A 13514-nucleotide genomic window follows, 5' to 3' on the forward strand; every position below is an offset into this window, starting at 1 on the left:
CGCCAATTTGATTAGGGCTGCCGAAAATTAATGACTATCCTGCAAGCGGCGAAGACCCAGTTCTATTGCGGACAACAGACCAAATGTCTCTGATCAGTATGAACCGACATCCTGATCAATTTGGCATCGACCGCAATAGCACAAGGCGGCTATTCACCTCGTACAGCTGACGTTTTCGCATTCCGCAGTTGCCAAGTCGGGCGATTGCTGGATGATGGTTAGCGTGACCTCGACTCGCAGCAGCGAAGGACAACAACCGTTGCAAAGCAGAAGCTTGAGTGATTAACCTGGTTGGCTGCTTTGCAGCGTTTGTTGCCTGTCCAGGCGGCGGCACCAACTCACGGTTTATGTACGTCAGCGGTCATTGATGCGCGGGCGTCCATTGACGAAAATGACAACCTTCCGCATGGCCGCCCATGACAGGTCCAGAGGTTTTCTCGACCTTAGGTAGCTTACGGGAGCCACCATAACGGGCAGTTCAATACCCCCGCCGGGAGGGGGCTGATACCCATGCCCGCCCTTAGGGAGAACTGAACTTTTTTTCTGCTTCGCTATCATCGGCATATGCGTTTGTTTTTGGTCGTTCTACTCATGGTCATGCTCCCCTTGCGCGGTATGGCTGGGGCGAGCATGCAAACTGCTATGGGGATTTCGCAGATTCAACAGATCCAAATGGCTTCTGCCGATGCCCAAGTCACCGGTATGGGCGAAATGTCAGACCCTTGCACGGGGTGCTGCGAGGGCTGTGCTGCTTGTGATGTTTGCCACATCCTCGTGGGCCAGCCTGCCAGCATGACCTGGGTGTTGCCAGAATTGACCCGCCTGCAACTGAGCATTCGCTCCTCCAGCTCCATCAGTGCCGACTTGCGCACTGAGACAAAACCACCCGCTTTCCTGTCCTGACAGGACAGGTGCGCCCAAAAAGGGCGCCCCGCATCTTCCCACTTCTTTTTTCGTTGCCGCGCATTGCCGTGGCATGCGCAATCGACGCATCACCCAAATCCCACTGGAGTCGGTATGACCCCGAAATTGCCCTGGCTGGCCGCACGATCACGCCTCGAAGCCTCGCCCACTTGGCCACGCCATTGGCTGGCACTTGCCCTGCTGGGCGCTCTCGCTCAGGGCGTCCAAGCGCAAGACCTGTCCTTTGAGCGGGCCATTGAAATTTCCATGGCCCGCGCCGCTTCCCTGAACGCGAAGCTGGCCACCGTTCGAAGTACGGCTTCATTGGAGAAGGGCGCTGCACAGTTGCCCGATCCCAAGCTCACCGTGGCGTTGGACAGCCTCCCCATCAACGGACCCAATAGGGCCAGCCTGACCCGGGATGATTTCACCGAGCGAAAAATTGGCTGGGAACAAGAGGTGCCCAACGCTGCCAAGCGAGCCGCCAGAGCAGAGGTGGCTCAAGCACGAACACAGCGCGAACAGACCCAACTTCAAACGGAACGCTTGAGCGTGCGGCGTGAGGCGGGATTGGCCTGGCTGGGCGTCCACTTTGCCGAAAAGCGCTTGAAGTCGTTCGAAGCCATGGAGCGCCAGCAGCAGTTACTGCGGCAAACCGCTCCTGATCAATTGGCAGCAGGAAAATCCACCTTGGCCGAAGTGACCCAAATCGACCAGGAGATCCTGAACCTGGCCGACCGGCGAGACGAACTGCAGCGGGAGGTTGATCAAGCGCAGGCCACCCTACGGCGATGGGTGGGCGACATCCCACTGGCCCTGGCCGACCAGGTGCCCTCGATTGATTTGAACACACAGGTGCTGCGCTCGCGGCTGGATCAGAGTCCTGAAATCACCACGCTGTCGGCCATGAGGAGCATGACGGAGGCAGAAGTCCGAGAGGCGGAAGCGGCCAAGAATGGTGACTGGGGTTGGGGTGTCGGTTATGCCAAACGCGGTCCTGCCTACGCCGACTTCATCACTGTTCAGCTCAGCTTTGAAATTCCGCTGTCGCCAGAGCTGAGACAAGAACCCCTTATTCGCGCAAAGCAACTGGAGCTGGAACGCATTGACGCCGAGCGCGAGGACCGGCTGCGTCAACTGAACCAGGAGGTCGAGGGGATGCTGGCGGAGCTTGGCGAGCTGGAACGCAAGCTCAACCGCATCCAGCAGCAGGCGATTCCATTGGCACAACAGCGCATCGCCTATGCCCTCGCGGCCTATGAGAGCGGGCGGGACAAATTGATGGCTGTGACAGAGGCCAGAAAACAGAAAACAGATGCAGAGATGCGCTTGCTGGAAATCCAGGGCCGTCAGTTGGCATTGAAGTGGCGTCTGAACTCGATCATTGCGGAGCAAACTCCATGAACAAAACAAAAATCACCATCGCGACCGTGCTCGCTGCCTTGAGCTTTGCCGGTGCGGGTTACGCGCTGTACATGTCGGGCATGAAGCGCGGTGCAAGCCAGGACGGTGCCTCAGCTGCGGCCGGCACATCGCCACCAGTTGATCTGGGCAGCGTGGCCACCGGTGAGGAGGCCACGCGCCGCCATATCAAGGAGGGCCTCAAAGCGGGTGACATCGACCCCAAAACCGGCCAGAAGATAATTTACTACCAGGACCCCATGGTTCCAGGCAAGCGGTTTGATTCACCCGCCAAATCGCCTTTCATGGACATGATGCTGGTGCCGGTCTACAGCGGCACGGGCGAGCAGGACGCCAGCAACGTGACAGTGAGCCCAAGGGTCCAACAGAGCCTGGGCCTGCGCACCGCAGAGGTTTTTCAGGGCACTCTGAATCCGCAGTTGCAGACCATTGGCAACATCGCATGGAACGAGCGCGACCAGTCCGTGATCCAGGCCCGTGCCACTGGCTTCATCGAGAAACTCCATGTCCGGGCAACGCTCGACAAAGTGGCTGCTGGCCAGCCATTTGCTGACCTGTACGTGCCAGACTGGGTTGCAGCCCAGCAGGAGTACCTCGCAGTCAAAAGGGCTGCAGGTGCCGACGCGGCTTTGATTGCGGCCGCCCGCCAGCGTATGTTGCTGACCGGAATGACGCAAACCCAGATAGATCGGGTCGATGCTGCGGGCATTCCGCAGCCGAGAACCACGATTTATGCGCCCTCCAGCGGCGTGGTGGCGGAACTTGTCGCGCGTGAGGGAATGACGGTGACACCCGGCATGACCTTGGCTCGCATCAACGGGCTTGCGACGGTTTGGGCCGTTGCCGAGGTGCCAGAAAGCCAGATTGCCCTGCTCCGAACTGGTGCCCGCGTTGAGGCGCGCAGCCCAGGTGCTCCCGGCACGGTGTTCAAAGGGACCGTCCAGGCCATCTTGCCCGAGGTCACACCCGCCACACGGACCCTGAAGGCTCGAGTGCAACTGGCCAACCCTGGCGGTGTGCTGTCCCCCGGCATGTTGGTCACCATGCAGTTCATGGACATGCGAGCCACCCCGGCATTGCTGGTGCCCACGGAAGCCATCATCGCCACGGGCCAACGCACCGTGGTGATGGTGGCAGAGGATGGTGGACGCTACCGGCCCGTGAACGTCGAAATCGGCATCGAAACTAACGGGCAGACCGAGGTCAAGAGCGGGCTGACCATTGGCCAGCGCGTTGTCGTTTCGTCGCAGTTCTTGATTGACTCTGAAGCTTCCCTGAAGGGCGTCGAGGCCAGGCTCAACAACACGCCGGCCACCCAAGCGACCAAGTACCAGGGCGAAGCCAAGGTCGAGGCCATCGGCAAGGACAGTGTGACGTTATCCCATGGTCCCATTCCTGCGGCGGGCTGGGATGCGATGACGATGGAGTTCAAGCTGCCCGCGGAGGGAGTTCCGCGCAATGTGACCGCGGGTGATCAGGTGCAATTTGAATTCGTCATGCCCAAGGGTGGCGAGCCCACGGTCACCCGAATCACGCCGGTGGCACCCATCCCGTCCAAGAGCCCGTCAGCCGGAGCAGCCAAATGATCGCCGGGCTCATCCGTTGGTCCATCGTCAACCGGTTCCTGGTGCTGCTGGCCACCCTGATGCTGGCCGCTTGGGGGGTCTGGTCGGTGCAAAAAACACCGCTGGATGCACTGCCCGACCTTTCTGATGTGCAGGTCATCATTCGCACACCCTGGGCTGGACAGGCGCCCCGCATTGTCGAAAACCAGGTGACCTACCCACTGGCCACCACCATGCTGTCGGTGCCTGGTGCAAAAACCGTCCGGGGCTATTCCTTTTTTGGCGACTCTTTCGTCTACATCCTGTTCGAGGACGGCACCGATCCCTACTGGGCACGTTCACGGGTTCTGGAGTACCTGAACCAGGTTCAATCGCGATTGCCGGCAGTTGCAAAACCGGCCCTGGGCCCAGATGCGACAGGTGTCGGTTGGATCTTCCAATACTCACTGATCGATCGCAGCAACAAGCTCGATGCCGGTCAACTGCGTGCGCTGCAGGACTGGTTCCTGAAATACGAGCTGAAAAGCGTGGCCAATGTGTCGGAGGTGGCCTCGGTCGGCGGCATGGTGCGTCAGTACCAGGTGGTGCTGGACCCGGACAAGCTGGCCGCCTACAAAATCCCGCAAGGCAAGGTGACCGAGGCCATCCAGAAAGCCAACCAGGAAGCCGGTGGCTCGGTGCTCGAACTCGGGGAGGCCGAGTACGCGGTGCGCGCTTCGGGCTACCTGCAGGGACTGGACGACTTCCGGAAAATCCCGCTTTTGACGACTGACGCCGGCATTTCGGTGCGTCTGGGCGATGTGGCACGCGTGCAGATCGGGCCGGAGATGCGTCGTGGCATTGGTGAACTCGACGGCGACGGTGAGGCTGTGGGCGGCGTGATCGTGATGCGATCTGGCAAGAACGCGCTGGAGACGATTGCCGCAGTCAAGGCCAAGCTTCAGTCGCTGCAGTCCAGCCTGCCGCCCGGCGTGGAGATCGTCACCACCTACGACCGCTCTGGCCTCATCGAGCGTGCGGTGGACAACCTCACGCACAAACTCATCGAGGAGTTCATCGTGGTCGCGCTGGTCTGCTTCGTTTTCCTGTTCCACCTGCGCTCGGCGCTGGTAGCCATCATCTCGCTGCCGTTGGGCATTCTGGCCAGCTTCATCGTGATGCATTACCAGGGGGTAAATGCCAACGTAATGTCGCTTGGTGGCATTGCGATTGCGATTGGCGCCATGGTCGATGCAGCAGTGGTGATGATAGAGAACGCGCACAAGCACATCGAACGTTGGCGGCATGACAACCCGGGGGAAAACTTGCGGGGGGAATCGCAATGGCGCGTCATTGGTGACGCGGCAGCGGAGGTGGGGCCAGCGCTTTTTTTCAGCCTGCTGATCATCACGCTGTCGTTCATCCCGGTGTTCACGCTGGAAGCGCAGGAAGGCCGTCTCTTCTCGCCCCTGGCCTTCACCAAAACCTATGCGATGGCGGCGGCGGCAGGCCTGTCGGTCACGCTAATTCCGGTGCTGATGGGCTACCTGATCCGTGGGCGCATTCCGGACGAGCAGAAAAATCCGCTGAACCGTTTCCTGATCACGATTTACAGACCCCTGCTGGACAGGGTGTTGCGTTGGCCCCGTGCCACATTGGCCGTGGCCGCCATGGCGTTGGCGGTGACAGCCTGGCCAATGCTGAACATCGGCGGCGAATTCATGCCGCCGCTCGATGAAGGCGACCTGTTGTTCATGCCCACAGCCCTGCCAGGTCTTTCGGCAGGCAAGGCGTCCGAATTGCTTCAGCAGACCGACCGCTTGATCAAGACGGTTCCCGAAGTGCTGTCTGTCTATGGCAAGGCCGGTCGTGCAGAAACGGCGACTGATCCCGCCCCTCTGGAGATGTTCGAGACCACCATCCAGTTCAAGCCCAAGAGCGAGTGGCGTGCCGGCATGACCTCGGACAAGCTGGTCGAAGAGCTGGACCGCATCGTCAAAATACCGGGACTGTCCAACATCTGGGTTCCCCCCATCCGCAACCGCATCGACATGTTGGCCACTGGCATCAAGAGCCCAGTGGGTGTCAAGGTTGCCGGCACCGATCTGAACCAGATCGACCAGCTCACCGGAGACATCGAACGCGCCATCAAAAACGTGCCCGGTGTCAGCAGCGCGCTGGCTGAGCGGTTGACCGGTGGCCGGTATGTGGACATCAACATCAATCGCGATGCCGCTGCGCGGTTTGGCATGAACATCGCCGATGTGCAGTCCATCATTGCGCAGGCCATTGGCGGTGAAAACGTCGGGGAAACAGTTGAGGGTCTCCAGCGCTTTCCGATCAATGTCCGCTACCCCAGAGAGATCCGTGACTCGCTGGAGAAGCTGCGTCGCCTGCCCATCGTCACCGAGCGTGGTGTGCGGTTGGTCCTGTCTGATGTGGCCGAAATCCGCATCACTGACGGTCCGCCCATGCTGCGCAGCGAAAACGCCAGGCTCTCCGGCTGGGTCTATGTGGACATTCGAGGGCGTGACCTGAAATCGGCGGTGCTGGACATGCAGCAGGCGGTGGCCCGCGAGGTCAAACTGCCGAGTGGCTATTCGGTGTCGTGGTCGGGCCAGTTCGAGTTTCTGGAGCGGGCCACTGCCAAGCTGAAAGTGGTTGTTCCATTCACGCTGCTCATCATCTTTGTGCTGCTCTACCTGACGTTCAAGCGCATTGATGAGGCCTTACTCATCATGCTGTCGCTGCCGTTCTCACTGATCGGTGGATTTTGGTTGCTTTACCTGCTGGGGCACAACCTGTCGATTGCCAGTGCCATTGGCTTCATCGCGCTGGCGGGGGTGACTGCCGAATTTGGCGTCATCATGCTGCTGTACCTTAAACAGGCTTGGGAGGAGAGACTTGCGCGTGCAGAAAGTACGCCGGAGGCGTTGCTCGACGCCATACGAGAAGGCGCTGTATTGCGAGTTCGGCCGAAGGCCATGACGGTGGCGGTGATCCTGGCTGGCCTGCTGCCCATTCTTTGGAGCGGCGGTACCGGCAGCGAAGTGATGCAGCGCATTGCAGCGCCCATGGTGGGTGGCATGGTGACTGCACCACTGCTGTCCATGTTGGTGATCCCGGTGGCGTATTGGCTGATGCGAAAGCGCAGGACATAAAAATTCCCGTCATACAAAGGAAGTCGCCACAGAGTTGAAGCGCAGGTGACCCTTATGCTTACCTCAGATCTCCGTCTGTTCGGAGATCTCAAGGGCGTCATCGACCTCAATGCCAAGATATCGTACGGTCGACTCCAGCTTGGAGTGTCCCAAAAGAAGCTGCACAGCGCGGAGATTTTTAGTTCGTCTGTAGATCAAGGTCGCCTTGGTTCTTCGCATCGAATGCGTTCCATACTCGGAACGATCAAGGCCAAGTTCACCTACCCAGTGCCCGAGAATTCGGGCGTACTGCCGAGTTCCAAGGTGGGGTGAGTGGTGTATCCGGCTTGGGAAAAGGAAATCATCGGCTTTCAGCGCAGCCTGCTTGATCCAAGCTTGCAGCGAATCTCTGGTTGTAGGAGTGATTTCGAACTGGACTGGACGTTTCGTCTTGAGCTGCATGACGATTGCGCGTGTAGCTACCTGTTCTCCATGGCACACATCCCGAACCTTGAGTGCTACCAAGTCGCACCCACGCAGCTTGCTGTCAATCCCAAGGTTAAAGAGAGCGAGTTCGCGGACTCGTCCTTCCATCTGGAGACGAACGCGCAGCGCCCATATCTCCTTCAGTTTGAAGGGCATTTTTTGTCCGACGATCTTGCCCTTGTTCCATGGCTCGTGATGAGTAGCGTTGCTTGAGGTCTCCATGATGGCCTCCCATCAAGTTGAGGGGCTCATAGGATGCTCCTGCGAGAGTCGTCCATCTTGAGCTACGTCAGATGCGAGCAATACTCAATACGCTCAGCGCGTAGTGTGAATGTCTGCTAACTGTGAAAGCAGCCACATGAGTTCTACAGTTGACTGGCCGCAATCAGCCTTAACCGGCCGCTCGTTTACCAGCGGTCCCGAGCCGTTGATAGTTAAGTTCCGTTGATTGGTATGTTTCCGACCTAGTTTTCTCTATGTGTTTGCATAGCGCTACCTCTTGGTCAGCCCGCCCTCATCGCCACCCGTACCTGTTTCAACCAAGGCGTCAGCTCCAGCAAATCCTCCCTCGCCAGGTATCGCAACCTTTGCCCATTCGGCAGATGCGTCTCACGCCAGCATCCTTCCGGCAGGTACGACCGCAGCGGCTCCGTGAACGTATGCTCGAACCACACCGCCGGCTTCCCGTCCAGCGCCTCCACTTGGTCGATTTCCAGTCTCCGAAGCAGGTAGTACACCTGCCTGTCAAGTTCCGCCTTCCCGCGGCACTCCACGCAGCGGATCTCGTGCTTGAACCCCAGTTCCCACGTCTTTCCCTTGCCCCCACACGATGAGCAGGTCTGGCGTAAGGTCGCCGCCGCTTTCCTGGCAATGCCGTTGAGCACCTTGTAGCCATGGTCGATCGGCGTGGGGATGCCTTTGTTCAGGTACACCAGGTCTCCGCCCCACCGGATGCAGCCCACGTTGCCGTAGTGCTCGACATAGCGCGCGATGATCTCGGCCCAGGGTCCGGAATCCAGCAAGGCGTCCTTGGGGTAGGTGGCGGGTTTGGTGGGCATGGGTCTGTCCTTTCCCTTCAGATGAATCCGAGTTTGGTTTTGGTTTGGGCTTTGTTGTCCGATCGAGTCGGGATGTCTTCCGGCAACAGGGACCGACGTCCCGCTGCTGCAGCGTTGGCCACCGCGGTTTCAAGCAACCGGGTCAGCTCCCGGGGGGTGTAGTCGACCAGCATGCCCAGAACGCTGTCCGGCAGCGGGTCGGTGAACACCTCACCCCAGCGTTTTCTGGCCTTCAGTTGTTGGAATACGCTTCGGATCACAGCGGGCATCTGCGCTTCGCTCGGCGCCGGTATCTCAAAGATCCGGAAGCGAGACCTCAACGCCGGCACCAGCAGCTCGTCGTCATTGCAGGTCGCGACGTGCATCAGGTGCGACGCATCGATTTCTAGTCCGATGTTCTCGTCCTTGAAGTGGCAGGCAGAACCTGGCTCGAGCAGCCCATACAGGGGGCCTAGCACCGGGTACTTGCTGTCGGTTGCCTTGTCGATCTCGTCGAGCAGCAGCACCCCTGAAGCGGTTTGGGACTGGAGCAGTGTCCAAACTGACCCATGCTTGGCTCCCTGCCAAGTCTCGTGGTTGCCGGCGAGGGCAAATCCTGCAGTGGTACTGGCCAGGTCCACGCGCTGCAGGGGCAGTTTCATGGAGGCTGCGAGGGCTTCAGAGAAGGCTGTTTTGCCGACACCAGGGTCTCCGGACAGCAGGAGGGGAGGCAGCTCGAACACCTGGTTGCGCGTCAGATGCGCCAGGTCGACATGCTGCTTCACCACGTCGAGCACGTCGCCGAAGTGGGGGAAGTCCCGGCGCAACGCATTCAGCGCGACTGGGCACGGCGGCTTGGCCAGTTGCCGCACAGCGCCCAGCCTTTCTGCTTTGAGGAGCTCCGCAACCGTGCCCAGGGAGTCGCTTTTCTTGAGCTGGGCCATGCGGCTGTTCAGCGCGTCCGGGTTGTAGAGCTGGATCTCTCCGCCCCGGTCGGTCTGGGTACCGATGCTTTTGCCGAAACGGGGCTCCAAGGCTTTGAGGTTCTTGGAATGGGCTTTCATCGCAGCTGCAACGGCCCGCTTTTTGACTTCCTGTTGCCAGTCCTGCCGGCGCTTGCATGATTTCGTCTGTGCCATGTTTCTTTCCCCAATCACTTCAGGTTGCGCAGCTTCTTGCAGAGGCTCTTGCGGTAGGCCCAGATGTGGGCCGGGCATCCCTTGGGTCCGAAGTGGCGCTGCAGCTCCGTGCGCTGCTGGAACTCGAGCGCGATGAGGGCTTCGTCCCGCTTGCGGTGCAGGTAGGGCAGCAGCGTGATCAACAGCGCTTCGGCTGCGCTGCCGTCATAGGTCAGGCAGTAGTGGTCGCGGTTGCTGGTCCCGGTGCGACCCCGGTGGTAGATCCGGCCCTCGACCCCGACCAGGTTCTGGAAATCGACCAGCGTGTTGAGGTGGTTCTGGGCCACGGACACATTGAGCCGGTACACGTACCCACGGACGGCAGCACGCTTCTTTTGGCAGGCGATGTGGATGCAACCTTCACCATCGAAGAGGCCGGCTGCGTATGCAATGCTCAGGTCGCCAGACAGCCTGGGGTTGAAGGGATCGAAGGCCATTTGGACTCTTTTGCTCATCACGCACTCCTTTGTTGATTAGCGTATGAGCATCTTATGCATGTTTAGAGATGCGAATGCAAAATTATGTCATCCTGCTATGCTTGTGTAGCTTTTGAGCAACATTTGATGCGTTAGATTGGCGACTTTCAAGAGGTGTCCAGATGATTCGACTTCGACTTGCAGAGCAAATGGCCGAGAAGGCATTTCGCGACAAGCGTCGGCTTGAGTGGAAGGACGTCTCGGAAGCCACAGGCGTTCACAGAGTGACACTCTCGAAGATGCTCAATATCCCGGGGTACAACGCGACGCTGGAGGTTTTAGACAAGCTTTGCTGCTTCTTCCAATGCCAGGTCGGGGACCTGGCGGTGTATGTGCCCGATGAAATCACCGTACCAAACGAAGCATCTGGCTAAGCGAGTAGAGTCAGATCCCGCGGTGACCAACGTCAATTTGAATGGCGTAGAGGCTTGAGTTCGCTTTATCGAATCGGTGAAACTGCAATGGTGGTGGTTGCTGGGTGATGGTGTGCCCATCCACCACTCTCCACCACCTCTTCCACCTGGATGGTCGCTTCCACATCCACCATCGACCAAGCGACGATGACCAGCAGAGCCAGGGCGTACCGCATCAACATGGCTTTGATCACGCTCGCACCACCGGCATCTCATCCCACACCGTGGTGTAGTTCGGTGTTTTTCTCTCCTGCTTCATGGACCAGGCCTTGTGACCAAACTTGATGCCAGATGAAGCCACTGACACGGTCCCCCGCCCGAAACGCTCATTGAGCACGTCCATCGCCTTCATCAACCTGCCGCGGTCCTTGGTGCCCTCGTCCAGTCCCAGCTCGAACTGCTCCACGGTGTCATCCTGGAGGTCGAGCAGCATGACCCCGGCCTTGGCGTACTTGAACCCGGGCCTGAAAATGGCCGTCACCCCCATCACCGCCGCTTGAACCAGCGCGTTGCTGTCTTGGGTGGGCCGCCGAAGCGGCACGACCACGCTTCGGGCGTACTGCCGGTCCTTGACCCGAAACGGGCTGGTTCGGATGAAGGTCTGCAGGCTGCCAGCCACGCTGTTTTGTTGCCTTAGCCTGATCGCTGCCCTGCAGGCGTACTCGGTGACTGCCTCGATCAATTCATTGAGCTCGGTCACTGGCCTGCCAAAGCTCCGGGTGCTGGCGATCTCCTTCTTGGGCTCTTGGACGTCCTCCAGGTCCACACAGGCAATCCCGCCGAGCTCCCGGACTGTGCGTTCCACCACCACCGACCAGGTGTTGCGTGCGATAGAGGGGTCCATGCGCTTCACATCCAGCACGGTGCTCAACCCCGATGCTTTCATGCTCTTCGCGATCCGAGGCCCAATTCCCCACACTTCACCAAGATCTGTCTTTGCCAAGATGTCGTCCAGTTCGCCCTCGCTCATCTCGCCAAAGTTGCAGACCCTGGCCAGGTGGCTCGGATAGGAGCCTGGTTTGCGCTCGGCCGACTTGGCCACCGCGTTGGCCAGTTTGGCCAGTGTCTTGGTGGGCGCGATGCCCACACACACCGGGATGTTCAGGCCACGCAGGATGTTGTTCCGCATGTCGTGGGCTCGGGCGCTGATGTCCCGGATGCCAGAGACATCAATGAAGCTCTCGTCAATGGAGTAGATCTCCTGGCGAGGCCCCAAGCTGGAGGCCAGGCGCATCATCCTGTCGGAGATGTCGCCATACAAGGCGAAGTTGGCGCTGAAGGCGACCAGGCCTTTGCTTTGAACCAGGTGACGGATTTCATGCCAAGGCTGGCCCATCCGGATGCCCAAGTCTTTGGCCTCATTGGATCTGGCAATCGCACAGCCGTCGTTGTTGGACAGCACCACCATGGGCCTGTGCTTGAGGTCTGGACGAAACAGCCGCTCACACGAGCAATAGAAGTTGTTCCCGTCGATCAGGGCGAACATGGGAGACGTGGTGGTCATGTCGCATGCTGCCGAACGGTGCTGGTCACCACGCCCCAGATCTCCAGGGACTGGGCATCCTTCAACACGATGTCCGGGAAATCAGGATTGGCTGCACAGAGCTTGACCACCCCGGCGCGTCGAAAGAGCTTTTTGAGAGTGATCTCCCCATCAATGACGGCAACAACAAGGTGGCCGTGCCTGGCTCGGATGGCTTTGTTGACCACCGCCACATCCCCGTCGTGGATACCCGCCTGAACCATGGATTCCCCAGCCACCCGGAGCAAAAAGGTGGTGTCTGGATCGGGAACAAGCACTTTCTCAAGCTCGATCCGGACCATGGCGTGGTCCAGAGCGGGGGAGGGGAACCCGGCTTGGACGCTGGCTCGGGCAATGAGCAAGGGAAGTTTGGGCACGCCCAGAAGCCGGCAAAGCTCTTTGGCAGAGGTTTCCGGTGTGAGCGACAATGGACTGTACATATATACAGTTTAGACCGCCATTGGTCGAACTGCAATCTGTCCCCAGAAACCAGACAATGCCGCTGATGAGCATGTTGACTGTGGCCCAGGCCGCCGAAATCGAGGCACTTGCGAGCCACTGGAGCCTGGGAGCGCTGATGAACATCCGCGACCCAGACGGTTTCGAGATGGTGCGACCGGCCGCTTTTGTCTTCGCATCAACCCATGGGATCACCTGGGTGGAGCCAAGCTACGCCGATCCCCACGGCGCTTCATCACCCAGCACGCATGAGGCGCTGGGGACAGCGTGCAGTCACCGAGAGGGATTCCAGGTCATCAGACCAGATGGCCGGGCGTACACGTTTCTGCCGATCCGGTCAGTCAATGAACCGGACGGCGACCCTTCGCTCGTTTGGTTTGACCGACGACGAAGCTCGTTTGTATGACGCGCTGGCCAACAACGAGTCAGCGGTCAAAGAGCTGACCGATGACACCTTGAAGAAGATTGCGCAAGAAATGACGGCGAACCTTCGTCAGAACATGACCGTGGACTGGGATCGCAGGGAGAGTGTGCGGGGCAGCCTGCGGCTGATGGTCAAACGCATCTTGCGCAAGCACAAGTACCCGCCGGACCAGGCCGATGCGGCAGTGGAGCTGGTGCTTCAGCAGGCCGAGGCGCTGGGTGAAAGCTGGGTCGTCTGAGAGGGAAGAGCGGTCGTAGTCACTGGTGCTTGGTGCCTTCTGTCTTTAAACTCTCTAAGACCGTCAAAAGCGGCAGTCACGATGCTCAGCGAAGCGAAGAATTCAAGTCAAATCCGGGCCGACTTTTGTGCCACTTTTGTGCCAGTGACTGACGGGACCTCTCGGGATTCGACGTGATTTCTCGGGATGAGATTTTTTGACTCCAAGCCTTGACAATCGTCTAAGTTATTGATCTAATTGAATTTTTAGGGATCAAGCGGGATTGCTTGTGA

Annotated in this window: 12 protein-coding genes and 1 pseudogene; 6 read left to right on the plus strand and 7 right to left on the minus strand. The window is 59.2% G+C overall.

Features of this window, described 5'->3' with window-relative positions; all coding sequences use genetic code 11:
* Window positions 1–564: 564 nt before the first annotated feature.
* From AC4BAR_RS10850 to AC4BAR_RS10865, 4 genes are all read left to right on the plus strand, one after another.
* Window positions 565–903, plus strand: a complete 339-nt coding sequence (locus AC4BAR_RS10850; protein WP_490627871.1) for a hypothetical protein — start codon at window positions 565–567, stop codon at window positions 901–903.
* Window positions 904–1017: 114 nt separating this feature from the next.
* Window positions 1018–2307 carry a TolC family protein gene (locus tag AC4BAR_RS10855; protein WP_490627872.1) on the plus strand — a complete coding sequence of 430 codons (1290 nt, stop codon included), beginning with the start codon at window positions 1018–1020 and terminating at the stop codon, window positions 2305–2307.
* The gene (locus tag AC4BAR_RS10860) at window positions 2304–3911 is read left to right on the plus strand and encodes an efflux RND transporter periplasmic adaptor subunit (protein ID WP_490627873.1); all 1608 of its coding nucleotides are present in this window, start codon (window positions 2304–2306) and stop codon (window positions 3909–3911) included. Before AC4BAR_RS10855 ends, AC4BAR_RS10860 begins: the two co-directional genes overlap by 4 nt.
* Window positions 3908–7030, plus strand: coding sequence for an efflux RND transporter permease subunit (locus AC4BAR_RS10865; protein WP_490627874.1), 3123 nt, complete (start codon window positions 3908–3910; stop codon window positions 7028–7030). Before AC4BAR_RS10860 ends, AC4BAR_RS10865 begins: the two co-directional genes overlap by 4 nt.
* 63 nt (window positions 7031–7093) lie before the next feature.
* On the opposite strand, the gene AC4BAR_RS10870 is transcribed toward AC4BAR_RS10865, so the two are convergent.
* The 4 genes from AC4BAR_RS10870 to AC4BAR_RS10885 form a co-directional block, all read right to left on the minus strand.
* Window positions 7094–7717: a tyrosine-type recombinase/integrase gene (locus AC4BAR_RS10870; RefSeq protein ID WP_490627875.1), complete on the minus strand. Its 624-nt coding sequence runs from the start codon at window positions 7715–7717 to the stop codon at window positions 7094–7096.
* Between the two features lie 281 nt (window positions 7718–7998).
* Window positions 7999–8553 carry a hypothetical protein gene (locus AC4BAR_RS10875; RefSeq protein WP_490627876.1) on the minus strand — a complete coding sequence of 185 codons (555 nt, stop codon included), beginning with the start codon at window positions 8551–8553 and terminating at the stop codon, window positions 7999–8001.
* Window positions 8554–8570: 17 nt separating this feature from the next.
* A complete protein-coding gene (locus tag AC4BAR_RS10880) occupies window positions 8571–9671 on the minus strand; it encodes an AAA family ATPase (protein WP_490627877.1) in 1101 nt (366 codons plus the stop codon).
* 14 nt (window positions 9672–9685) lie between these two features.
* Window positions 9686–10147, minus strand: a complete 462-nt coding sequence (locus AC4BAR_RS10885; RefSeq protein ID WP_490627878.1) for an LAGLIDADG family homing endonuclease — start codon at window positions 10145–10147, stop codon at window positions 9686–9688.
* A 188-nt stretch (window positions 10148–10335) separates the two neighbouring features.
* Here AC4BAR_RS10885 and AC4BAR_RS10890 point away from each other — a divergent pair, with 188 nt between their 5' ends.
* A complete protein-coding gene (locus tag AC4BAR_RS10890; protein WP_490627879.1) occupies window positions 10336–10560 on the plus strand; it encodes a helix-turn-helix domain-containing protein in 225 nt (74 codons plus the stop codon).
* A gap of 65 nt (window positions 10561–10625) precedes the next feature.
* Here the strand turns inward: AC4BAR_RS10890 and AC4BAR_RS10895 are convergent, their stop codons facing one another.
* Genes AC4BAR_RS10895 through AC4BAR_RS10905 form a run of 3 tightly spaced genes read right to left on the minus strand, consistent with a single transcriptional unit; the run spans window position 10626 to window position 12498 of the window.
* Window positions 10626–10793 (minus strand): hypothetical protein, encoded by a 168-nt coding sequence (locus tag AC4BAR_RS10895; protein ID WP_490627880.1) that lies wholly within the window; start codon window positions 10791–10793, stop codon window positions 10626–10628.
* Window positions 10790–12085 carry a Y-family DNA polymerase gene (locus tag AC4BAR_RS10900; RefSeq protein ID WP_490627927.1) on the minus strand — a complete coding sequence of 432 codons (1296 nt, stop codon included), beginning with the start codon at window positions 12083–12085 and terminating at the stop codon, window positions 10790–10792. The genes AC4BAR_RS10895 and AC4BAR_RS10900 overlap by 4 nt, the downstream gene beginning before the upstream one ends.
* A gap of 14 nt (window positions 12086–12099) precedes the next feature.
* Window positions 12100–12498, minus strand: a complete 399-nt coding sequence (locus AC4BAR_RS10905; RefSeq protein ID WP_490627928.1) for a LexA family protein — start codon at window positions 12496–12498, stop codon at window positions 12100–12102.
* 456 nt (window positions 12499–12954) lie between these two features.
* On the opposite strand from AC4BAR_RS10905, the pseudogene AC4BAR_RS10910 reads away from it, so the two are divergent.
* Window positions 12955–13242, plus strand: a pseudogene (locus AC4BAR_RS10910) (type I restriction enzyme endonuclease domain-containing protein); the annotation flags it as partial.
* Window positions 13243–13514 lie beyond the last annotated feature (272 nt).

It is taken from the genome of Rhodoferax sp. SPJ4 (assembly GCF_058216275.1).